Genomic DNA, 25,200 nt, shown 5'->3' on the forward strand with positions numbered 1-25,200 from the left:
TCATGTCCGACAAGGATCTGGGCGCGACGCTGCTGCTCTCCCGTACGGACTTCGTGATGGCCAACCATCACGTCCACGAGACGAGTGTGCTTCCCGGCGCCACCTTGCTCGACGTGGTCTGGCGGCTCGCACGTACTCGCGGTGTCGAGGGCTGCTTGGAGCTGACCGGCATCATCTTCGAGGAACCTGTCGTCACCGACAGTCGGTTCGACCGCCGCCTGCGGATCGGACTGAAACGCAGGCCCGACGGTGCCCTCGACGTGCTCGTCACCAGCATCTCGGTTGGTGACGGCGGCGAATTCGGCACCGTCCGTCGACACATGACCGCGACGATGAGCATCCTTGCCCAGCCTCCCGATCCGGGATTCGCCGACGCCGACGACCTGGCCGGCCCGGCGTTCACGACCATGGACGACCTCTACACACAAGCCCGGTCGGAACACATAGTCCACGGCATGCCGATGCGAGCCCTCGGCCGATTGGTCCGGACGCGAACGGGTCTGATCGCCGACATCGCGCTCGACCCCGACCATCCGGCACCCACCGGATTCCATCTGCACCCCGCGCTGCTCGACGCCTCGACCCTGGTCGCTTTCGCCCGCACGCCCAAGCTCGAACAGCCCTACATCCCGATCACGATCGCCAAGGCCACCCTGGTGAAACCACTCATCGGCCCGCGATGCCGAGTGTGGGTGCCCGCCGCGGAGGTACATGCCCGAACCGGCGACGTGATGCACAACAACTACGACATCGTCGACCCGCACGGCGGCCTTGTCGCGCGCATCGAGCGGCTGACCTGCAAGCGGATCCGGAATCGGCGGCTGATCTCGGATCTCACGGGCAGTGATTCGCGCGGTGGGGCCCAGCCCGACCCGGAACCACTACCAGCAGTGCGCGAACCGCGCTCGGCGTCGACGACGGCGGAGCCGGATTTCGTCCACGATGCCGTGCGTGGCACGATCGCCGCGCGCCTCGGTGTCCAGGTCGAGCACATCGATTCCGGCACGGGTTTCTACGAGCTCGGGCTCGATTCCGTTGCGTTGCTCGAACTCTCCGCAACCATCGGCCACACGCTCGGTGTCCGCCTGTATCCGACGGTGCTGTTCGAGTACAGCACCGTCGATGACCTCACCCGGTACATAGAAGCGGAATACCGTCCGTCTCGACCGATCGCCGAACCTGCGGCACCCGAGCCCCGCACCACATCTCGTGTTCGGCCGACGGCACAGGTGTGGGCAGCACAGTGGGTGGACATCGACCCGGCGGCCGGCCTGCCCGCGGGTCGGCACACGATCAGCGTGCTGGGGCACGATGCCGAACTTCGTAGCCGGCTGCGGGTAGCGCTCGAGGCCACCGGCTGGTCCGTGCGAGAGCACGCCACTGCGCCGGATACGCCCGACCCCACCGGCGTATGGTGCGTCGTCGCCGGCGCCGACCAGGTGGCAGCGGTCGCGGAGTATCAAGACCTCGTCCGCGGGCTCGGTCGCCGCACCACCGGACCGTGCACCGCATTGCTACTCGGCCTGGTCGACCGGCCGGTGCCGGAGTTCCAGGGGACAGGTGCATTCTGCGCGACAGCGGCCGCCGAGGTTCGACTGTTGTCGGCGGCGGTGCTCGTGGCCGAGCGCACCGCGCCACTCGCCGCGGTCGCGCGCAGTATCACCGCATTGGTCAGCGCACGGAAGTCCGGGCTGTTTCGGCTGACCCGGGAGCATCTTCAGGCTCTCGACTATCGACCGGTCGAAGTGGCCGCCGCAGCACCGCTGGTGCGCTCGGGCGGTAGGTACCTCATTTCGGGCGGGTCGGGTGGCCTCGGTAGCAAGTTGGCGGAGTACCTCATCACCGAACACGGCGCGGCCGTTCACCTCGTCGGTCGAAGACAGCCGCCCGCTGCCACTGCTGCCGACCACGTGGCCTGGCGGTCGCGCGGCGCGACCGTCACCTTTACCGAATGCGATGTCACCGACCCGGATACGTGTCACGACACGGTTGCCGAGTTGACGAGGCAATACGGACGCCTCGATGGGATCTTCCACCTGGCCGGCGTACTCGATGACTCCGTCTTCATCGCGGGTTCGGCCGAGCGCACCCGTGCGGTCCTCGCCCCGAAGCTGGACGGTGCGCGGAATCTGTGGCGTGCTGTCGATCCGGCTGACCTGGACTTCTTCGTGTCCTTCACCTCGGTATCGGGCGCCGTGGCGAATCCCGGGCAGAGCGCGTACGCCTACGCGAACTCCAGCCTCGACTTCTGGAGCCGCACTCATCGGGACAGTCCGTGTGAGGTGCTGAGCATCGCGTGGCCCTACTGGGAGGAGGGCGGGATGCGTGCCGGGGAGAGTGCCGACCCGGCGGCCGGTCTACCCACCGAGACGGCGCTCGGCCTGCTCGACGAGCTGCTACGGCGGAGCCGCGCCGGGCACGTCTGCGTCACCTACGGCGAGCCGGATCGCTCGACGGCGCAGATGGTGACCTACCCGGACCCGGTCGCTGCGGGTGCCCCCGAGCCCATCGCGATCATCGGAATGGCGGGAAGCTGTCCCGGCGCGCCGGACCTGGCGGCGTTCTGGCAGTTGCTCCAGGCGGGCGAGGACAGTGTGGGTGAGATCGAGGCCGATGCGTGGCCCGAGCCCCTCGCCCACGGCCCACAGACCGAGCGCGGCACTTCCTACAGCCGTTGGGGCAGTGTGCTTCCCGAACGTGACCACTTCGCTCCCGCCTTCTTCGGTATCAGTCGCCGCGAGGCGGAATCGATGGACCCGCAGGAACGGCAGTTCCTCATGGCCGCGTGGCGTGCGCTGGAGGACGCCGCGAGACCACCGGAGTCGCTCCGCACGGAGACCGTCGGCGTCTTCTGCGGCGTCATGTGGAACCATTACCAGCTCTACCGCGATGCCGACGGTGTCGCGCCCACCGCGCTGCACTCCGCCATCCCCAACCGGGTCTCCTACACCTTCGACTTCGCGGGTCCCAGCATCGCACTCGACACCGCCTGCTCCGGTTCCCTGGTCGCGGTACACCTCGCGGTGCAGAGCCTTCGTCGCGGCGAATCGACGGTAGCGCTCGCCGGCGGGGTCAACATCACCACCCATCCACAGAAGTACGTGCAGTTGTCCGCCGACACCTTCCTGTCGCCGACTGGACGGTGCCGGGCATTCGGTGCCGGGGCGGATGGCTACGTGCCGGGGGACGGGGTGGGCGTTGTCGTCCTCAAACCGCTGGCCAGGGCCCAGGCCGACGGCGATGTCGTCCACGCGGTGATACGTGGTACTTCGGTCAACCACAATGGTCGTTCTGCCGGATTCACCGTGCCCGATCCCGCCGCCCAAGCCGCCTTGATCGCCGCCGCACTCGCCGCGGCCGATGTCGAGCCCGCAGAGATCGGCTACCTCGAGGCCCACGGCACCGGAACAGCGCTCGGTGACCCGATCGAGGCCGCTGCCATTCACCGTGAAATCGCCCACGAGCGAACCGAGAACAGCCCGCTGCACGTCGGATCTGTGAAGACCAATCTCGGGCACCTGGAAAGTGCGGCGGGCATCGCGGGCTTGATCAAGGCCGTCCTGCAAGTCGAGCACGCTTCGATCGTGCCGACGTTGCACTCGGCGCAGCTCAACGCTGCGGTGGTCGATGTCGCGCCGACTCTCGAGTTTCCGCAGGAAACCATCCCGTGGCCCGCTCGATACGCATCCCGAATCGCCGGGGTCAGTGCCTTCGGGGCGGGCGGAACAAACGCGCACGTGATTGTGGAGGCCGCGCCGCAACGGCCGCCGACGAACCATCGCGCAGAGGCGATCGACGGCGAGATCGCCGTTCTGCTCTCTGCGGATTCGGAGTCGTCGCTGCGCAGATTCTCCGCAGATCTGTGTCGCTGGCTGCGCGACAACGAATCGGCCACCGACAGCCCATCAGCGCAGTCCGTGCTGGATCGAGTCGCGAAAGTTCTCGGCGTTCCCTGCGACGAGATCGACGTCGATTGGACGCTCGCCGATCTGGGTCTCGACCCAGCGACCGTGGATGTGGTCCTCGAATCGGCCGGCGCGCGGCTGGGACCGCCGGAGCAACTGCCCGGACGCACGCTGCGTGAGCTGATGAGGGCAGCGAGCGTCGAGGTTCCACTCGCCGACATCGCGCACACCCTGTGGGTCGGGCGCCGCCACCGCCGGGTCCGCCTCGCCGTCAGCTGCACCAGCTCGAGTCAGTTGGCTGTCGCGCTCGCGGACTACGCTGACGGGGCGCCGTCCGGACCTCAGCACAGCAGCGGAGTCGCCGACAATATCGAGCACAGCGCGCCGTGCACCGGATCGGCGCGCGAGATCGCGCCCGCATGGTGCGCTGGTGCGACGCTCGACCCGCGCGCGACGCCGATCGGGCGGCGCGTGAGTCTGCCGGTGGCACCGCTGGACACCGAAGAGTGCCGACTCGGTGGCTGGCGGGACCGCGCGACACCGGAGCGTCTGCCTGCCGAATCGACCGAAGAGCAGATCGTCTCGCTGCCGTCCGAATCGGGTTCCGGGCACTCGTTCTCGCTGTTGCCGCACGGTATCGGACTGCTCCGTCTCGACTCACCCGCGACACACAATATGCTCACCGATGATCTTCTCGAGCTGCTCGGATCCGTGCTCGCGCAGGTCGACGCGGATGACGCCGTTCGGGTGCTGGTCATCGCGGGCAACGGAGACGAGTTCTGCCTGGGTGGAACTCCCGAAGCGGTCAGCGATGTCGCGGCCCAGCGCACCACCTTCGCCGACGCCGCCGTTGTCTACGAGGGTCTGGCGGCCTGCCGTAAGCCGGTTGTCACCGCCCTGGCGGGGAACGCGTTCGGTGGCGGTCTGGCCTTCGGGCTGTACGGCGACCTGGTGGTCATGTCCCGTGACGCGTACTACGCGGCGAATTTCCTCCGTCACGGGATTACTCCGGGCATGGGTGCGAGCTACATTCTGGAACAGCGGCTGGGCAGCTCGTTGTCTCAGGAGATGCTGTTGACGGGTAGCGAGTATTCCGGTCGGGAACTCGAACGCCGGGGGGCACCGGTCAAGTTCTGCGACGGCGATCGCGTTGTCGCGGAAGCGATGTCGCTGGCCCGCGTTGTCGCGGGACATCGGCCGGATGCCGTCCGGGAGTTGAAGGCGCACCTGTCGTCGCCTGCCCGCCGCGAACTTCCCGCGGCCATCGCGGCCGAGATGAGCATGCACCGGGCCCTGTCCGAACCCGCCGCGGAGTCGAAGAGGGCTGATCAGGGCAGGATTCGTCAGGCCGATCACACCGCGACCGTCGACGTGGCCTCGGTGATCGTGACCAGCCTCGCCGACATCCTGTTCGCCGAGCCACCCGAGATCGACACCCGGCAATCGTTCCGGGATCAGGGACTCGACTCGGTTGGCGCGGTGCAACTGGTTCGGGACCTGAATTCGGCGCTTGCCACCGATCTCGAGTCGACGATTGTCTACGAGTACCCCACCGTCGAGGAACTGTCGAACCATCTCGCCGGCGAGATCGCGACCATCGCATTGCTGACCGCCGCCGCCCACACCACACCGACCGGGTCCGAGGGTGCCGAGGACGCCGAGGCCGAGCCGGATCCCTTCGCAGAGGACAACGGGACGGCGGTCGCGGTCGTCGGTATGGCTGGTCGGTGGCCGGACGCCGACGACCTGGAGCAGTTCGCGCGCAACATCGCCGCGGGCCGTAGTGCGATCGGTGAGGTGAACGGTCGACGATGGGGCGCCGGGTCGAACGTCGCCGACAGCGCCCGACCCGATGGTCGCTGGGCCGCGCTCATCGACGATATCGAATCCTTCGACCATGCGTTCTTCCACCTTTCGCCGCTCGATGTTGCCGCGATGGACTGTCAGCAGCGCTTGTTCCTGACGGAATCATGGAACGCTTTGGACGCCGCAGGACACCTGACAGACGTCCGCAACCGGGGACGCACCGGTGTCTATGTCGGTTGTGCGCCCGGTGACCACGGCGAACAGCTGCGGGTGACGAACTCGCACGAGACCGCCCAGGCGTTTCTCGGCAGTTCGGCGTCGATTCTGGCCGCCCGCATCTCCTACTTCCTCAACCTGCGCGGGCCGGCTATCGCTGTCGACACCGCGTGCTCGTCGTCGTTGGTGGCCGTTCACCTCGCGTGCCAGGCGCTGCTGACCGGAGAGGTGGACACCGCCCTCGCTGGTGGAGTCGCGGTGATGGAAACGCCCTCACTCCAGGTTCGTTCCGCGAATGTCGGCATGCTGTCGCCGACGGGCACCAGTGCGCCGTTCGACGCATCGGCCGACGGAATAGTACTGGGCGAGGGCGTGGGTGTGGTCGTGTTGCGTCGTCTGCGGGATGCGCTGCGCGATGGCGACAACGTCCTCGCGGTGGTGCGTGGCACCGGTGTCAACGGAGATGGGCACACCAACGGGATCACGGCTCCGAACGCGAGTGCGCAGGCGGAGTTGATGGTGTGCGCTCTGCAACGCGCGGGCGTCGAGCCGCGCGATATCTCCTTCGTCGAGACGCATGGCACCGGTACTCCGCTCGGTGACCCGATCGAGATCGCCGGGTTGCGCGAGTCGCTCGCCGCCGACGAGCCTGCCTGGCTGGGTTCGGTCAAGGCGAACATCGGCCACACCACCACCGCGGCGGGCATCTCGAGCCTGATCAAAGCCGTTCTCTGTCTACAGATGGAGATCGTTCCGCCGTTGGCGAACTACGCCGTGCCCAATCCGGAGATCAACGGTCTCGGCCGCTTTCGGGTACCGGCCACCAAACATCCGTGGCCATACCGTCCAGGTGCCGCGCGGACGGCGGCTGTCGCGAGCTATGGGTTCTCGGGAACGAACAGCGTGGTGATCGTGCAGGACGCCCCGCCGTCGTTGCCGTGGCGAAACGACGCGGCCGGCGAGACCGCGGGATCCACGGGAGGTGATGGCAGCGTCGAGTTCCGGATTCGCCCGGATCACCCGGTGGTTGCCGACCATGTCATCGCCGGAACGAGGCTGCTGCCGGGAGCGGCGACCATCGAGTTCACCCGCAGTCTGCTGGACCGCGAAGGCAGGCCGGGTGCCTTTGCGCTGTCCGGGGTTCGATGGCGCACGCCGCTGACCGTCGAGAACAACGCTGTCATCACAATCTCCGCCCGCGTGACCGGCCTCGATCCCGACGACGTGACGAAAAGATTGCTGGCGATCGGGTCGGCCGATGAAACCGTTGCTGTGACAGCATCATTGGAGGTCCTCGGCGATCCGGCGGCTACTCCCGATCATCTTGATCTGCAGGCGCTGGCGGCGGCCTGCCACGGGACGGTGCGCGCGGATCGCCTGTACGCGGAATTTGCCGACGCCGGGTTGGACTACGGTGCCCGATACCGTCGGCTCGGCGAAATCCGGGTGGGCGACAACCTGGTGGTCGGCGTCCTGAATCCGATAGCGCCCGGCTTCGGCGCGGAAACCGCGATGCTGGACGCGGCGCTGCAATCCCTGGGGGCCATGCCCGGGCTCGGCGACGGATCGGCACTCGTCCCGGTGGCGGTACGGCGAATTTCGATGTGGGGGTGGTCGACTCGCGCCACAACGGTCATCGGCGAGCGGACCGGCACCACCTACCGGGTTCGGCTCACCGACTCCGCTGGGTCCCTCGTCGCGGAATTCGACGGGTTGCGGCTGCATCCGATGACAGCAGCGGCGATCCGGGTGAATCCGGACCCGCAGGCCGGCGGCACCGGTCTGCTCTACCCGGTGTGGCTACCGATCGACGCGAGGACGTCGGTGCCCGACAACGGCGACCTGCTGGTGATCGCTGATCGATCACGAGACGATCTGAGCGCCGCCCTGATGCGGGATGCCGCGGGAAATGCCACGCTTGTTCCCTTCGACCAGCCGCACGCACTGCGAGGCACACTGACCCCGGCCGTGCGCTCGGTGATTGTTCTGCCCGGACCGGCGGATGCGACCTTGTCGGAAACCCTTGCGTTGCTGAGTGACTGGTGTCGTGAGCTCGACAACGAGCTCGGGGCGCGCCCGGTGCGGCTGTCGCTGATCACACGGCGGGGCGTCGTGGTCGAGCAGGAGTCGCCGAGCGCGGTGGACAGCGCCATCCCCGGATTCGCCGGCGCGATCGCCGCGGAACAGCCGACCTGGACGGTCCGCTGCATCGACGTCCGCGACGACAATGAGCGTTTCGACCGTATCCGCCGAGCCCTGCTGGTCGAGATGCCGGACGACTCGACGCACCGAGTCCTCGCTGTGCGCTCGGAACAATTGCTGCACAGAGTGTTCCGGCCGCTTGTCGTCGGTGCGGGAACGGGGCTGGGACTCGGTCGACGGCTCGTCGTTGTCGGTGCGACCGGTGCCATCGGGCAGGCGATTTGTTCGGCCCACGCCGCCGAAGGACTCGGTACACAGGTCTGGATCGGGCGCAGACCGATCAGTGCGGTCAGCCCCATCGTCGAGCGGGTGGCGCACACGGCCACCGTGCACTATCTGCAAGCCGATATCGGGGACAGGGGGAGTATCGAGCAGGCGCTGAGTGCGGCCGAACGATTGCTCGGCGGAATCGATGCGGTGGTGCATTGTGCGGGTGAGCTGCGCGATCGCCGGATTCGCGACCTGGCCGCCGACGACATCGCGGCAGTGGTGCGTCCTCGGGTCGACGGCCTGGCACATCTGCTCGGCCACACCTTCACCGGCTCCGACCCGGCTGTGCTGGTCACATCGTCGGCCGCGGCGTTGGTCGACTCCGCGGGGCAGGCGAACTATGCCGCGGCCTGCCGTGCGATGGACGCGATGGCCGTCGCGGCCCGGGCTGATGGGCGCCAGGTGACCGTTGTCAACTGGGGGTATTGGAGCGGTGACGGTGTCGCGTCGACGTCGTATCACCGGCAGCTGCTGGCGGCGGACGGGATCCTGCCACTGACAGCCGATTCGGCGATCCCCGCGCTCGCCGCCGCATTGCGATCTGGGCAGGGCCAGACCCTGATCGTCGAAACCCAGGCCAACGGGCTGCGTCATTTCGGCATGGCGTCGGACCGGGAAACGATCCCGGCGATTCCCGACGTGCCCGCCGCAGCGAGCAGTTCCTCGGACGATCCAGCCGGCATCCAGCAGGCTCGCACAGCTGTTCGGCGGGCCTTCTGCGACGTCCTGGGATTCGAGGAGAAGGAACTCACCCTCGACGCGACGTTCGAGACCTATGGCGTCAGCTCGGTCATCGGAGTTCAACTCCTGGAACGACTCGAGCGCGACTTCGGAACGCTGCCACCGACATTGCTCTTCGAAGCGCAAACCATCAGGGCGCTCGCGCGACGTCTGGCCACCGACTGTCCGGAAGCGGTGGTGGTCACCGATCGGATCGCCGAACCTGAGGTTGCGTCCGGCGGTACCGCAGCCAGCGGTTCGACAGGCAGCGCCGGTGACATCGCCGTGATCGGTGTCGCCGGGCGATACCCCGGCGCGCCCGACATCGACACACTGTGGAGCAATCTCCGCGCGGGCATCTGCTCGCTGACCGAAGTGCCACCCGAGCGGTGGCACTGGCGAGATCACCCCGATCCGCGTCGAGGCCTCCAGCCTTACCAAGCGTGGGGTGGATTCATCACCGACCCGTACTCGTTCGACGCCGCGCTGTTCTCGATCCTGCCGAAGGTCGCCGAAGACATCGATCCACAGGAGCGGCTCTTCCTCGAGACGGCCTGGGATCTGCTCGAGCGCACCGGCTACCTGGGCGATGACACGCAGGCACGCGCCATCGGCGTCTTCGCCGGTGTCATGTACGGAGGATATGGGGAAATCGGGGCCCGACTCGACCAGCAGGGGACGCCGAACGGCGCCCACTCGGCCTATTGGTCGATCGCCAATCGAGTCTCCTACGCGCTCGATCTCTCCGGGCCCAGCATGGCTGTGGACACGGCCTGCTCGTCCTCGCTCACCGCGGTGCATCTGGCCGTGCGGAGTCTGCGCGACGGTGAATGCGGCAGCGCCATCGCCGGTGGAGTCAACCTGGTCCTGCACCCGTCGCACCTGGTGTCGCTCGGCGAACGGAACATGCTCGCCGCCGACGGCCGAGTGAAAGTCTTCGATGATGCCGCCGACGGCTACGTCCCCGGCGAAGGCGTGGGAGCTGTGCTGCTCAAACCCCTCGCGGCCGCGCTGCGCGACGGCGACGACATCTGGGCCGTGATCAGGGAAACCGCCGTGAACGCCGGTGGCCACACCAGCGGATACACCGTCCCGAACCCGCACGCTCAGGCCGAGGTCATCATGTCGACCCTGCGCAACGCGGAGGTGGCGCCGGAGACGATCTCGTATGTGGAAGTACACGGTTCAGGAACCGCGCTCGGTGATCCCATCGAGATCGCCGCGCTCGGCGCCGCGTTTCGCGGACTCGGGTCCGAATCCGTTCCCCGCTGGGTCGGTTCGGTGAAGTCGAATATCGGCCATCTGGAGGGCGCGGCCGGAATCGCCGGACTGACCAAGGCCGTCCTTCAGCTTCGGAACCGAAGCTTGGCGCCGTCCATCGGTCCGGCGACAGTCAATCCACGCATTCCGTTCGGCGAGCTGGGAACCCAACCGGTGCAGCGCCTGACCGAGTGGCTACCCGGCGTGCCGGGGCTACCCCTGCGGGCCGGCGTCAGTTCGTTCGGGGCCGGTGGCGCCAACGTCCACGTCGTCGTCGAAGAAGCACCCCCGCGCGGACAGGAGGGCCGAAGCACCGGTCCACATCTCGTGCTGTTGTCGTGCCCCGACGTGGACCGGCTTCGCGAGTACGCGGCGAATCTGGCCGCGTTCGCGCATGATCTTGCCGGTGGCGTACTCGCCCGGCTGGCGTGGACAAGCCAAGTCGGTCGGCCGGCTTTCGGCCATCGGCTCGCCGTCGTCTGCTCGACCGGCGAAGAACTCGCGAACCGGCTCCAGAGATTTGCCGCCGGGTCCACTCCGGACTCCACGGCCGGTGCGGGAACATACCTCGGCGCGCCGAGCACCCGCAGCCCGGCATCGGAAGACATTGTGGCCACAGCGGCATTGCGAACTCGCGATCTCGACCGGCTGGCCCGATGGTGGGTCGACGGCGCCCGGATCGAGTGGAAACAACTGTGGCGTGACCAGCCGGGCAGGCTGGCCTATCCCGGCGTCCCTACGCGGCGCCGCGCCTACAACGTGCCGAATCCGGCCCGACCGGGTACCGGGCGTCCGTCGGGGTCGGCTACTTCCTTGCGCTTCGAGGTCCCGAAGTGGCAACCGGCGGCCATCGGCACGGTGACGAGCGCGCCGAGATCGGTGGGTGTCCTCGCGCTGGCCGACAGCGATCAGCCGTTGGCCGAGGCACTGATCGCCGAGGCTCGGCACCGCGGTGTCCATGCCGTCTCGCTCGACGAAGACGTCGACACCGCCGGCGACGTCGACGCCCTCGTTGTGCTCTTCGACCCGCCGACAGTCGCCCCGGTACAGCTGGTGAGCACCGTTGTTCGGGTGGCCGCCCGATACGCATCGCGACGCGGTCGCACCCCGGTGCGGCTGGTGTGCGCCTGGCAGGCCTCGACACACCCGACCGGACCCGCCACGGCTGGTCTGCTCCGGTCCGTGGCCGCCGAAATGCCGGTGTCCGCCGCGGTCGTCGACCTGGGCGGTATGCCCGTGCCTGCCGCGGCGCGCGTGCTGCTCGATGAAACCGGTGGTGGTGAGGTGGCCGAGGTGCGCTACCACCGCGGCGCTGTGGCCGCGCGGGAAGTCGCGACCATGGTCGAGGCCGACCTGCCGCACATTGCGCCACCGCCGGTCAGCGGGGGTTCCTATGTGATCAGTGGCGGTGGTGGACGACTCGGCGTAGCGACCGCCGCGTGGCTGGCAGATGCCGGCGCCGACACAGTGTGGCTGCTCGGTCGATCACCCGCGAGTCCCCAGGTGCGGGAACTCATCGACCGGTACGGCCTCGGCCGGATCGAATTCCGGCAGGTCGATGTCACCGATGCCGACGCAGTCGACCGGGCGCTCGCGGAGGCCCGATTCGCCGGGCCGTTGCGTGGTGTGATCCACGCGGCGGGGACACTGCGGGACGCACTAGCGGCCGGCAAGACTCGACCGGACATCGCTGCCGTTCTGGAACCGAAGCTGACGGGTATGCGGGTTCTCGACAGCGCCACCGCGAACGACTCGTTGGACTTCTTCGTCGCCTACTCGTCACTCACAGCACGCAACCCGAGCCCTGGCCAAACCGACTACGCGTTCGCCAATGCCTACCTCGACGCTGCCTGCCGACAACGTGATGAACTCGTTCGCGCGGGAAACCGTTCGGGCGCATCGGTTTCAGTGGGCTGGCCGCTGTGGGCCGAGGGGGGAATGCGCATGCCCACCCCGGTGCTCGAGGAGCTGCGCCGCCGCCATGGCATGGTGCCGATGGCGACAGCGACGGCGTTCGGTGTGCTCGCACGGGCTATCGGCGCCGGCTATCCGGTACTGCACGTCGCGGAACTGGAAACGCCACAACCTCCTGGCCCGCGCTCCACACCGGAACCGGTCTCCGCACCGGACCCCGTCATCGCCGGGATGCCGGTTGACCAGCTTGTCGCCGAGGTGCGACGACATGCCGCGGACTTCCTGCTCGTCCCTGCCGCGGAAGTAGATCTCGATGCCGAACTACTGGAACTGGGATTCGACTCGATCACGCTCACCGAACTGATCGAGCGTCTCAACAGCGCCTTCGGCACCAGCCTGCACCCGGCCGTCGCCTTCGACAATCCCACGCTCCAGCATCTCGCCGACCACCTGCGCGAGCTGGTCACGCTGCCTGTGCCCGACGGCGGCGTTGTGTCCGATGGCGGCGTTGTGCCCGATGACGGCGTTGTGCCGGTGGTGACGACACCGGGAGCGGCGTCGAATCACGAACCGATCGCCATCATCGGCATGGCGTCGTCGATCGCCGCCGCCCCCTCGAGCAGGCACTTGTGGAACGCACTGATCGAAGGTCAGGACCTCGTGCGCTCGGTGCCACCCGACCGCGCCGAACTGCACGACAACCCCGTCATGGCCGGAATCCGGGGCGGGTTCATCGACGACGCGACCGCGTTCGACGCCGAGTTCTTCGGTATCTCCCCCCGCGAAGCCCAGGTGATGGACCCGCAGCAGCGCCTTTTCCTGACCGTGTGCTGGGAAGCCATCTGGGACGCGGCCCGCGCACCGGAGGATCTGCGCGGTAGTGCGACCGGTGTCTTCGTCGGCGTGTCCACCATGGACTACCAGGACTTGATGTCTGCCGGCGGAATCCCCGATCGCGCCCATTCGGCTACCGGGCTGTCACACGCGGTACTGGCCAACCGCGTATCACACATGCTGGACTTGAGCGGTCCCAGCGAGGCCGTCGACACCGCATGTTCGAGTTCGCTCGTCGCGGTACACCGCGCGATTCGGGCACTGCGCTCGGGCGAGTGCTCGCAGGCCATCGTCGGCGGCGTCAACCTCACCCTGACATCAGGGCTCTACCAATCCTTCGCCGATGCCGGAATGCTCAGTGAACGCGGGCGCTGCGCCACTTTCGACGCTCGTGCCGACGGGTACGTCCGCGGGGAGGGCGCAGGCGCCGTGCTGTTGAAACCGTTGGCCGTTGCCCTTCGTGACAACGACCAGGTGCTCGCTGTTCTTCGAGGAAGCGCGGTCAACCACGCCGGCCGGACGGCCTCGCTGACGGCACCCTCACCGCAGGGACAAGCCGCGGTTCTGCGGGCAGCGTATCGTGACGCGAACACCGAATTCGGTTCGATCGACTATCTCGAAGCGCACGGAACGGGAACTCGGCTCGGCGACCCTGTCGAAATCGAGGGGATCAAGCAGGCACTCGACTCCGGGACCGATGGCACGATCCTGGTCGGCTCGATCAAAGCCTCGGTCGGCCACCTGGAGGCAGCCGCCGGGATGGCAGGACTGATCAAGACGGTGCAGATCCTCCGGCATCGCACGGTGCCGGGTCAGCTGCATCTGAACTCGCTCAACCCGCAGATCGTGCTGGCCGGTACACCTGTGCGCATCGTCACGACCGCCGTCGACCTGCCGACCGATCGTGACCTCGTCGCCGGGGTCAGCGCCTTCGGGTTCGGCGGGACGAACGCGCACGTCGTACTCGGCTCCGCGCCGAGTTCGGCGTCGGCGTCGGCGCACGGCATGCCGTCGCGGGAGTACGTGGTTCCGCTGGCAGCGCACGACGAGGTTCGCCTGGCGGCCTACGCGCGCGTACTCGCCGCGGAGGCAACCGAACTCCATTCGATCGACCGGATAGCCGCCACCTTGCAGCGACGGCATTCGGGTGGTCGAGCACGGGCGATCCTGAGATGCCGCGACATCGCCGATTTCCGGGCGGCCGCCGCGGCCCTCGGCGATGGGCAACCCGACGAGCGTTGCTTGCGTGCGGACCCTGACGGGCTGGCGGAACGGAACCTCGATTCCGTGGTGGATCGATGGCTGACCGGGCACGAGGTCGACTGGAGTGTCCTGTGGACGCGCATTCCGCCGGTGATCTCGCTACCCACTCCGCCGTTCGCGCCGCTGCGGCATTGGTTCTCAGAATCAGAGCCCGAGTCGGATCCTGCCGCCGAGGTTCCCGTGCTCGAAAACGGCTGGGTGCACGACGAGGTGGCCGCGATCCTCGACATGGAGCGCGGCGCCCTCGATTCCTCCCGCACCTGGCGCGAGCTGGGTCTGGATTCCATCTTCGCCGTCGACCTGGCCGAACGGCTGACGGCGAAGCTCGGGGTCGCTGTCTCCGCCGTCGCGGTCGTGGATGCGGCGACCGTGGACGGACTCCGTGCACATATCGCTTCCTTGACCGCCCCGGCCCACGATCTCGAGCAGGAGATTCATCTGGTGCTGGAGCGATTCACCGGGATATCCGAGAACGCGCCCGACGATTTCGACGCGGCCGGACTCTCGTCGATCGACAGATTACGGGCCGTCGGCTACCTGGAATCATATTTCGGCCCGCTGCCGAAGACCCTTCTCTACGACAGCCCGTCGACAGTTGCCGTCGCGGCGTACCTCCGCCAGACATTCTCGGCAGCGGTGATCGAGGGGTTCTCCGCCGCAGCTGTCACCTCTTCGGCCGTGCGCGCTCCTGTGCCCGGTGTGGGGGAGGTGGTCGACCTGCCGAACGGACGGATGGTCCGGCGTGCCGACCTGCCCGTGCTCGCGGACGTGGGCGCCGCGATCGCTGAGCTCTCACGCGCGTATCGACTCGAGAACGCGCTCGCCGGTCGCGACATCGCTCCCTTCGTCTATGTGCCGACCAGCGAGCAGTGGTATCTCGATGTCGGGTGGGTCGGGGACATCGTTCTGGTCTGGGGCTACACCGGCCCCGCCGAATCCGCGATCGACGCTCTTGCGGAATTCGGTGATGTTTCCGCGAGTGCGGGTGCTCGGCTCAGCGTGCTCTGGCCGGACCCACTGGATACTGTGCGTGGGCAGCGATTCGGCGCGACTCCGTTCGGCGTCATGCAGGAGATCGGCGACATCGGCTCCTTCACACTCACCGGGGGAGCGGTGCGTCGGTTGCGCGGAGTCGTGAACAAGTTCGCACGCTCCGGCGAGATCCGGGTAGCCGAATGCCGGACCGACGAACTGTCCCGATACGACCGGGAGGTTGTACGGCTCATCGACGCCTGGTCGGCAAGCAAGCGGAATGTCAGCCCCTACGTCGGGACCATCCGAGCCGACCTGATGCGCGGCAGCCTCCCGCCGGTCTATCGGGTATTCCTCACGTTTGTCGATGACGACCTGGTCGCGGTGGTTGTCATTTCGCGACTCGGCGTGCAGAACGGGTACCTGCTCGATGTCGAGTTCTACGGCCCCGACACGCCTCCAGGATGCCTGGAGTACACCGTGACCCAGATCGTGGATCGTCTCCGCGGTGAGGGCATCGACATCTTCAGTCTGGGAGCAACTTTCGCGATACCGACAGGAACTTCGGCGAATGCCGACCCGATCCTGGTCGATGAGCTCGAGCGAATGAGCCAGGCCGGACTGACCCCGCTGGGGAACTATCACTTCAAACGAAAATTCAAACCGGCCGAGTCGCCGATCTACCTGTGCCAACCCCACGGTGAGCGCACCGGCGTCGCCGAGATCATGCTCCTGATCGGCGATCCCGGGCCCGAGACACCGGACGACGTGCAGGTCGGCCCGCCGATGGACGTGCTGAGCCTCGAGCGAACCGATGTCGAGCTCGACCTCATCTCCGACTCATGGGCCGACCGCGACGACGACACAGTCCGCGCACGGATGACCGAACTGCTGGCGTCGAATCCTCCGATGCCCTCGTGGCTTCCGTTCGAATGCATCGTCCTTGCGTCGAGCGGACGCCAATCGGAGTCGATGCTGTGCCGTGCGTGGCCGGGTCGACGGGGCACCGTACTGCACAACGGCGCGTTTCCCACGTGGCTCGCCGCCCTGGCCGAGAACCGCTTCACCGCTGTCGGAATCGAGAATATCGAGACCGACGGACTCGCCGCCGCCGTCGATCGGGCGTTGGCCACGATGCCGGAGCCACTATCGTTCGTACTCATCGAGTTGTGCCCGAACTCCGCGGGTGGCGTTCCGATCCCGGATAGTCAGCTCGCGCGGATCCGCGCGGTCTGCGACCGGTCCGGTACACGACTGGTTCTCGACTCCACGCGCATTGTCGACAACACTGTCACCGCGGAAATGCGGTCGGAATCGCTCGCCGAGGCACTCACCAGGACGTTGCGATACGCGGACGCGACCACAATGAGCCTGTCGAAAAACTTTGCCCTGACGTCCGGCGGCTTGGTCGGCACGTCGTATGAACCGCTGAGCACACGCCTTCGAACGCGGCTCGCGAGCGACCACGGAGAGTTCTCGGCCATCGGACGCGCGGTCATGCACGCGGGTCTGGACGACCTCGACACGGCACACCGGCTGGTGACCGAACGACAGATCGTGGTATCCGAAATGGCGCACGCTATTCGGGCGCAGGGTGTCCATGTCATTCCTGACAAGCCGACATTTGCCCTGTGCGTGGCGTCGGACGGTACGGCCGAGGCGGACGCGATGACGCTGGCTGCGCACCTGTACCAGCGAACAGGCGTTCGTGTCGGCCCGCACCTGTCGAGCCCGGTGTATCCCGGACTCGACGGGTTCGTGCGATTGGCGATTCCGATCGGTTACACCGAGCAGGTCCGCGCGAAGGTCGCTGACATGTCAGGGACGATCGGCCGGATACACGACCGTCGTGGACCTCAGCCGTCGTGGTTCAGCAACCAGCTCGGTCAGCTGCGCGAGACCTACCTGACCGACCTGCGGACGAGTGGGGGCGAACCAGCGCCTCCGGGCAATCTCCGCGTCCTCCAGCGGTTCTGTCCAGCGGTCCGATCGACCGTCGTCGAGGACGTGGAAGGTGAGGTAGAAGTCTTCGACGTGGGGACCGGCGAGCTCCCGTTGGTACTGATGCATCCCTTCAACATCGGTGCGGGTATGTTCGCCCACCTGTTCACGAACCTCGCCGAAAGTCGCCGCGTCGTGGTCATCCACCAACCCGGTGTCGGTCGCACCCGGACCACCAGCACGCTGAGCCTCGACAGTTTGATCGATCTCCAGATTCGTGTTCTCGACCGAATCGGCGTGCGGGGCCGCTTCCATCTCGGCGGCGCCTCGGTGGGCTCGATCTTCGCGCAGTGGATGGCGTTGTCCCATCCAGATCGGGTAGCGTCCCTGTCGCTTCTCGGTGGCTCGTACAAGTTCGCCAACCGCAGGGGGCGAATCGACAAACTCGACACTGTCATCGCAGACGATTTCGCCGCCATCCAGGCGGGCGGCGTTCCGGTGGACGACACTCTCGAACGCAGCCTGGTCGATCTTCTCCTGGAGTGCGAGAGCATGGATCCGCGCACCGGCCTCCGCTACCTCGATCTGTTCGCGCAGGGCTCCGACCTCACCGACAGACTGGCGTCCATCAAGGTTCCGACTCTCGTCGTCCAAGGTCGGCACGACTCGGTAGTCGGCGTTTCGACCGGACAATTCATCAACCGCAGCATCCCCGGTTCCGAATATTCAGAGCTCGAGCGCTCGGGCCACTTCGTCTGCTTCACCGAGCCGGTCCTCGTGTGCGGCTTGGTCGCGGAGTTCGTCGGTAGGCACGATCGCTGACGAAAGCATCCTGTGTGCGTCTCGACCCAGGCCGAGGGGTCCGAGTTCCACCTGGCTGTCACCGCGCGCAGCGCTTCCGTCCAAAATATGACGAAAATCACCGGAAGGCCGCAGTGGGGAGTTGAACAGCTGCCAGGTGGGGTTAGCTGAAACGGTGCTCAGCGATTCTTTGGTCACAGACGACAAACAAAGTAGGCCAGGCCCGGTGGTCGGGCCTGGCCTACTGTTACTGTGCGCCATCAGGGACTCGAACCCCGAACCCGCTGATTAAGAGTCAGCTGCTCTGCCAATTGAGCTAATGGCGCTTGGTTTGCTGTGGAGCGTGACTCTGGGGAGAACCTCTCGGTGTCTCCCTTGCGCCGCTCTCCGGTGCGGAACAAACAGTAACAGGCTCGGGGGCGGAAAGTGAAATCGGGCTCTGACCAGCGGTGACGTGATGCTGTTCGCGTTGTTAACGGTGGCGGGCTCCAGACGTATCTAACGATTGTGAACTGGTCGTGTCGCGGGGGCTTTCCCGTTGGTTGCGGCCGGGCGGGCTGGCAGAATGACGGGACGACGATCTCGAACGCCCCGCCGGCGCGGTTGGCACGAACGGTTCAGTCGGTGGGATCTGCGGCGCATGGTTATCGCGTCGGTACGGAAACGGGGTTGACATGGGTAAGAAGCGGGGGCGACCTCGGTCGCTACGGACAATCGTTCCGGTGGTGCTGCTCACGGTGTTCGCGTTGGGCGCCTCGGCGTGCTCGTCGGCGGAGGGCACCGGTGTCGAGGTTGCGATCGATCGCAACCCGATCACCGAGCTGATCAAGCCGAAGCTGGTCTCGGCGATCAAGGACGGTCAGGTCGGTGTCTCGCCGGGGATGCCGCTGGGCTTCCAGGTCGAGGACGGCACCTTCACCGACGTCTCGCTGACCAACCAGCAGGGCACGAAGGTGGCGGGCAAGCTCGCCGCCGACGGGCGTTCCTGGGAGACCACCGAGGTGCTCGGCTACGGCAAGACCTATCAGCTGACCGCGTCGGCGATCGGTCTGGGCGGGGCGAACTCGGCCACGCTCAGCTTCACCACCAGCTCCCCGAACAATCAGACCAAGCCGTATCTGCTGCCCGGTGAGGGCGAGGTGGTCGGTATCGGCCAGCCGGTGGCGATCCAGTTCGACGAGGACATCCCGAACCGGCGTGCCGTGCAGGACGCCATCAAGATCACCACCGAACCCCCGGTGGAGGGCGCCTTCTACTGGGTGAACAACCGGGAGGTGCGCTGGCGGCCGGAGAACTTCTGGGCGTCGGGCACCAAGGTGACCATCGATGTGAACGTCTATGGCAAGGACCTGGGCGAGGGTCTGTTCGGCCAGGACAACATCCACTCGTTCTTCACCGTCGGCGACGCGGTGATCTTCACCGCCGACGACAACACCAAGCAGGTGGTGGTCGAGCGCAACGGCGAGGTGATCATGACGATGCCGACCTCGATGGGCAAGGACAGCACGCCCACCGACAACGGCGTCTACATCGTCAGCGACCGGTTCGAGCACATCATCATGGACTCCTCGACCTACGGTGTCTCGGTGAACTCGGCCGACGGCTACCGCACCCCGGTCGACTACGCCACCCGGATCTCCTACAGCGGCATCTTCTTCCACTCGGCGCCCTGGTCGGTGGGGGCGCAGGGGTACTCCAACACCAGCCACGGCTGCCTGAACCTGAGCCCGGCGAACGCGCGCTGGGTGTATGAGAACGCCAAGCGCGGTGACATCACCATCGTGAAGAACACCGTCGGCGGCACACTGTCCGGTGTCGACGGGCTCGGTGACTGGAACATCCCGTGGCCGGAGTGGAAGGCGGGCAACGCCGACGCCGACTAGCCACGCCCAGCGCGGACAACGAAGGTCCACCGGAGAACTCCGGTGGACCTTCGTGTTTTCGCCGGTGGTTCAGGCGGGTGTCGGGAGGTCGGCGCAGTCCATCATCGCCTCGCCGGCGACGGCCAGCGCGCTGCCGAGGGCGCCGCACAGGATGCGGCCGCCGAACAGCAGACGGTCCAGGTTGGGCAGGCCGGCCGAGCCGGTGCCGGAGGAGCCGGTGGTCTCCATGCCGGTCGTCGAGCCGCTCTGCGCCGAACCGGACTCGGGCAGCTCGGTGGGCAGCCCGGCGCCGCCGGTGGCGGTGGGGAGGTCGGCGGTGAACTCGGTGAGGGGCAGGCCGGGGGCGGCCGCCGCGGCACCTGCGACGGGGCCGAGCACGGTGGCGGCCGCGAGGGCCACGACGACGGTGGAACGCTTCATCTAGTGGTCTTTCCGGTCGAGCGCTGACGAGAGATGCCCCACATCTGGGCAACGGTCCAGAGTGTAGCGGGCAAACGTGATGCGCGTCATGAACCTCCAATGGTCTACGCCGTGGCCGCGAGCCCTTGCCTACTCGCGCGTAGCTCGGCGGAGATGCCGACCCCCGGGTCACCGGCGACGACCCGGCGCGCACCGCAGCGGCAGCGCTGGTAAGCGATCAGGCCCTCGCTGGTCCGATGGCAGGACTCGATCCGCCAGATGTGTGTGCTGTGACTGTTCATGCTCCGAGTCTGTTGTAATGGCATTGTGCATTACAACCATTACGGACGGGAGCCGGTGCAGCTCGGCATCGAGCTGCTGAACGAGCCGTGCGCGGATGCGGCCGAGCTGGCGCGCCGCTGTGCCGCGGCCGGGCTGGTGCTGTCCATCCCGCCCACCGAGGCCGACCTCGCGACGGTGACGGCGTTCCTGGCGCGCTGGCGACAGGTGGTGGTGTGCGCGGATCGGCCGCAGCGCGCGGCGTCGCTCAACGTCCTGCTGGCCGAGTACGCCTCGGCGCCCCGGCTGACCGACCACGTGGGCGACGGCTGGCACCTGCATTTCCGCGACCCCGGCGTCCCCACCGATCGTCAGATCGCGGCCCTGATCACCGTCGGCACCGCACTGCATCTGACGGGGCTCGGCATGGACCGGCTGGGCGGTTGCGCGGCCGAGGGCTGCGAGCGGGTCTACGCCGATACCTCACGCAATGGCCGACAGCGTTTCTGCAGCCCGGCCTGTGCGAACCGGTCCGCGGTGCGCAGGCACCGGGCGGGGCGGGCAATGCGGTCCTGAGACAGAGAAAGCCCGGTCCGTGGGGACCGGGCTTTCTCTCTCGGGGTGACTGACGGGACTCGAACCCGCGACAGCCAGGATCACAACCTGGTGCTCTACCAACTGAACTACAGTCACCATCACCGGTTATTCACCGGCGCGGTAAATACTAGCGTGTTGGAGTGCTCAATCCCTAATCCGCTGGTCGGAGGGTGGATCCGGTGACATCGACGGCCTCGGTGGCGGCCGCGGCGGCGGCGGTGATCTCGGTGGTCGAGGGGCCGGGCAGCGGTACGAAGGCGGTGCGCCGGTAGTACTCGAGTTCGCGGATGGATTCCTTGATGTCGGCCAGGGCGCGGTGGGCCAGGCCCTTCTCCGGCTGCCCGAAGTAGATGCGCGGGTACCAGCGCCGGCACAGTTCCTTGATCGAGCTCACATCGACCATCCGGTAGTGCAGGTGCGCGTCCAGTTCCGGCATGTCCCTGGCGATGAAGCCGCGGTCGGTGGCGATCGAGTTGCCGCACAGCGGAACCGTGCGCGTGGCGGGCGCGTACTGGCGGATGTAGTCGAGGACCTCGGCCTGGGCTTGTTCGAGGGTCACCGTGGAGGCCCTGACCTCTTCGGTGAGACCGGATTTCGCGTGCATCTCGGCGACGACCGGTGGCATGCAGGCCAGGGCGGCGTCGTCGGCGTGGATGACGATGTCGACACCGTCACCGAGGATGTTCAGGTCGCTGTCGGTCACGAGCGCGGCGATCTCGATCAGCTTGTCGCTGTCGAGACGGAGCCCCGTCATCTCGCAATCCATCCAGACCAGGAGTTTGTCTGACACCTGAGCCACCCTAACGGTGCGCTCGGCCGCCGGATCGGTAGGTGCGTCGCACGGGCGAGGCGACCGGATTGCCCGCGACATCACCGGATGCGGCGGCAACGAGGTGACCGGCGGGGATACAGTTTGCCCTGGACTTGCGTACGGCTTTGTGACAAGACGGAGGACGCGCGGATGACCACCCCCCAGGAGAAGGCAGCGGCGGCACGCAAAGCGGCGGAGGAGGCGGCGCGGGTCGCCGCGGAGGCGGCCGCGGCCGCCGAAGCCGCCGAACGGGAAGCCGCCGCGAGCGCCGAATCGTCGTCGGAGCGGCCACCATCGGCGGCCGCCCAGGAGATCGCGGCGGGGTACGCCGTCGAGGGTGCCGCGCTGGAGCTGGGCACGGTGATGGTCGACGGTGTCGCCGATCCCGGTGCGCGCGTGCGCATTCCGCTGCGGATGATGAACCGGCACGGCCTGGTCGCCGGTGCGACCGGCACCGGCAAGACCAAGACACTGCAGGGCATCGCCGAACAGCTCTCGCGCGCCGGGGTTCCGGTGGTGATGGCCGATATCAAGGGCGATCTGTCGGGGCTCAGCGAGCCCGGCGCGGACAACGACAAGATCCGTGCCCGCGCCGCCGAGACCGGCGCGGGCGAGTGGGTGCCCAGTGCGTTCCCCACCGAGTTCGTCTCGCTGGGTACCGGCGGGATCGGGGTGCCGATCCGCGCGACGATCAGCTCGTTCGGCCCGATCCTGCTCAGCAAGGTGCTCGGCCTCAACGACACCCAGGAGTCCACGCTCGGCCTGATCTTCCACTGGGCCGATCAGCGGGGGCTCGCGCTGCTGGATCTGAAGGATCTGCGCGCGGTGATCACCCATCTGACCAGCCCCGACGGTAAGGAAGACCTCAAGGGGATCGGCGGGGTGTCCACGCAGACGGCCGGGGTGATCCTGCGCGCGCTGGTGAATCTCGAGGCCGAGGGCGGCGACACCTTCTTCGGCGAACCCGAACTGGATCCGCCGGATCTATTGCGCACCGCGGGCGGGCAGGGCGTGATCACGCTGTTCGAACTGGGGCAGCAGGCGGCGCGGCCGGTGCTGTTCTCCACCTTCCTGATGTGGGTGCTCGCCGACCTGTTCCAGGTGCTGCCCGAGGAAGGTGACCTGGACAAACCCAAGCTGGTGTTCATCTTCGACGAGGCGCATCTGCTCTTCGCCGAGGCGTCCAAGGCGTTCCTGCAGCAGGTCGAGCAGACGGTGAAACTGATCCGCTCCAAGGGCGTCGGGGTGTTCTTCTGCACCCAGCTGCCCACCGATATCCCGAACCCGGTGCTCTCCCAGCTCGGTGCCCGCGTCCAGCACGCCTTGCGCGCCTTCACCCCCGACGACCAGAAGGCGCTGTCGAAAACCGTTCGCACCTACCCGAAGTCGTCGGTCTACGACCTGGAATCGGCGCTGACCTCGCTGGGCACCGGTGAGGCGATCGTCACGGTGCTCTCGGAGAAGGGCGCGCCGACCCCGGTGGCCTGGACCAAGATCGTGCCGCCGCGTTCGCTGATGGACACCATCGGCGACGACGCGATCAAGTCCAAGGCGCTGACCAGCGCGTTGCAAGGCAAATACGGCCAGACCATCGACCGCGAATCGGCCTACGAGAAGCTGCTGGCCAGTGTCGCCGCCGCCGATCCCACCCCGGAGACGGCCCCGGCGCCGGGCCGGTCGGCCAACGATGCCGAGGACGACTCGGCGGCGGAACGGATCATGAGGAATCCGGCGGTCAAGAGCTTCCTGCGGTCGGCGGCCAGCGCGGCCGGGCGCGAGATCAGCCGCAGCCTGTTCGGGACCAGGCGGCGCTAGCCGAGTTCGCGCATCAGCAGGTCGGCGATCGTCTCGCGGCGCAGCAGGGGCGTGCTGCGCCCGTCGGCGACGGCGACGATCGGCGGCCTGCCGACCGTGCGGTAGGTCGAGGCCAGGCCGTGATGGTAGGCGCCGGTGCAGGGCAGTGCCAGGATCTCGCCGGCGCGCAGATCGGCGGGGATACGCACGTCGCGGGCGATGAGGTCACCGGCCTCGGAGTGCTTGCCCGCGATCGTCGCGATGCGCTGGGGACCGGTCGGGTGCCGGTTGACGACCACCGCGCCGTACCCGCTGCCCTGGCCGCAGCCGCCGCCGTCGACGATCACGCGGGCGCCGCCCTCGCCGGTATCGGTGACCGAGAGCACCCGGTAGAGCGTGATGCCCGCCCTGGCGACGATCGCGCGCCCGGGTTCCATGGCCAGCACCGGGCGCGGGAAGCGGTGGCGCGCGCAGCCGGCGTCGAGTGCGTCGTCGAGGATGTCGGCGAGCTCGGTCAGGTTGAGTTCGGCGTCGCCGCCCCGGTAGGCGATGGCGTGCCCGCCGCCGATGTCGAGGTGGCTGAGCAGCAGACCGTATTCGTTGTCGATCCAGGCCATTTCGCCGATCATCCGGCGGATCGCCTCGCCGTAGTGGTCGGGATTGTGGATCTGGCCACCCAGATGGCAGTGCAGCCCAGTGAGCCGCAGGTTCGGCTGGCCGGCGATGCGGGCGACGGCTGTTTCGAGCGAGCTGCTGCCGAGCGGGAAGCCGTGATGGACGCCGCGGTCGACATCGATTCCGGGGTCGACGCGCAGCAGGATCTGCTGGGGCTCGGTCGCCAGCGCGGCGAGCAGGGTGATCTCGCTGATCGCGCCGACCACGATCCGGCCCACGCCGCTGTCCACGGCGGTCTTCAGCTCGTCGAAGGTCTTGCCGTCGCCGTGCAGCACGATCCGGCGCGGCGCGATGCCCGCGGCCAGTGCCACCGACAGTTCACCGCTGGAGCCGACCTGCACCGACAGGCCTTCCTCGGCGACCCAGCGCGCCACCGCCCCGACCATCAGCGCGGTGCCCGCGTAGATGATTTCGGTGCTCGGGAAGTGCCTGCGGTAGGCGCGGCAGCGGGCGCGGACCTCCGCTTCGTCGATCACCTGGACCGGTGTGCCGTACTGGTCGGCGAGGTCGGCCAGTGCCACCGTGCCGAGGGTGATCCGGCCGTCGGGGTCGTAGTGGGTGTCGGCGGGCCAGACGGCGGGGTCGAGCCGTGGCACGGTGGTCGCGCGCAACGACGGGAAGATGTCGAGCAACGTCACGGTGGTCTCCTGGGGACGCC

8 protein-coding genes and 2 tRNA genes are annotated in these 25,200 nt (G+C 67.5%); 4 read left to right on the forward strand and 6 right to left on the reverse strand.

The genetic code is table 11. The features are described 5' to 3' along the window. The first annotated feature begins 2 nt into the window (after window positions 1–2). On the forward strand, window positions 3–18,125 hold the full coding sequence (locus ACFXK0_RS15385; protein WP_379410873.1) for an SDR family NAD(P)-dependent oxidoreductase: 18,123 nt from the start codon (window positions 3–5) through the stop codon (window positions 18,123–18,125). 232 nt (window positions 18,126–18,357) lie between these two features. On the opposite strand, the gene ACFXK0_RS15390 is transcribed toward ACFXK0_RS15385, so the two are convergent. Continuing rightward, window positions 18,358–18,430: transfer RNA gene (locus tag ACFXK0_RS15390), tRNA-Lys, on the reverse strand. Window positions 18,431–18,778: 348 nt separating this feature from the next. Here ACFXK0_RS15390 and ACFXK0_RS15395 point away from each other — a divergent pair. After that, window positions 18,779–19,987, forward strand: coding sequence for an Ig-like domain-containing protein (locus ACFXK0_RS15395; RefSeq protein ID WP_379410874.1), 1,209 nt, complete (start codon window positions 18,779–18,781; stop codon window positions 19,985–19,987). Between the two features lie 69 nt (window positions 19,988–20,056). Here ACFXK0_RS15395 and ACFXK0_RS15400 read toward each other — a convergent pair whose 3' ends face one another. Together ACFXK0_RS15400 and ACFXK0_RS15405 are read right to left on the reverse strand one after the other, a co-directional pair. Continuing rightward, on the reverse strand, window positions 20,057–20,407 hold the full coding sequence (locus ACFXK0_RS15400; protein WP_379410875.1) for a hypothetical protein: 351 nt from the start codon (window positions 20,405–20,407) through the stop codon (window positions 20,057–20,059). Window positions 20,408–20,511: 104 nt separating this feature from the next. Then, entirely contained in the window at window positions 20,512–20,688 is a 177-nt protein-coding gene (locus ACFXK0_RS15405; protein WP_379410876.1) for a hypothetical protein, read from the reverse strand. Window positions 20,689–20,713: 25 nt separating this feature from the next. Between ACFXK0_RS15405 and ACFXK0_RS15410 the strand changes: the two genes are divergently transcribed. Further along, complete coding sequence (locus ACFXK0_RS15410; RefSeq protein ID WP_379410878.1) at window positions 20,714–21,241, forward strand: CGNR zinc finger domain-containing protein; 528 nt, start codon at window positions 20,714–20,716, stop codon at window positions 21,239–21,241. 44 nt (window positions 21,242–21,285) lie between these two features. Here ACFXK0_RS15410 and ACFXK0_RS15415 read toward each other — a convergent pair. Continuing rightward, window positions 21,286–21,358 (reverse strand) — tRNA-His (locus ACFXK0_RS15415). 55 nt (window positions 21,359–21,413) lie between these two features. Beyond that, window positions 21,414–22,052: an oligoribonuclease gene (gene orn / locus ACFXK0_RS15420; RefSeq protein WP_379410879.1), complete on the reverse strand. Its 639-nt coding sequence runs from the start codon at window positions 22,050–22,052 to the stop codon at window positions 21,414–21,416. A gap of 171 nt (window positions 22,053–22,223) precedes the next feature. On the opposite strand from orn, the gene ACFXK0_RS15425 reads away from it, so the two are divergent. Next, entirely contained in the window at window positions 22,224–23,888 is a 1,665-nt protein-coding gene (locus tag ACFXK0_RS15425) for a helicase HerA-like domain-containing protein (RefSeq protein WP_379410881.1), read from the forward strand. Here the strand turns inward: ACFXK0_RS15425 and ACFXK0_RS15430 are convergent. Continuing rightward, complete coding sequence (locus ACFXK0_RS15430; RefSeq protein WP_379410882.1) at window positions 23,885–25,180, reverse strand: diaminopimelate decarboxylase family protein; 1,296 nt, start codon at window positions 25,178–25,180, stop codon at window positions 23,885–23,887. The two genes, ACFXK0_RS15425 and ACFXK0_RS15430, sit on opposite strands and share 4 nt — an antisense overlap. Between the last annotated feature and the right edge of the window lie 20 nt (window positions 25,181–25,200).

The organism is Nocardia sp. NPDC059177, from assembly GCF_042755165.1.
Lineage (GTDB): Bacteria > Actinomycetota > Actinomycetes > Mycobacteriales > Mycobacteriaceae > Nocardia.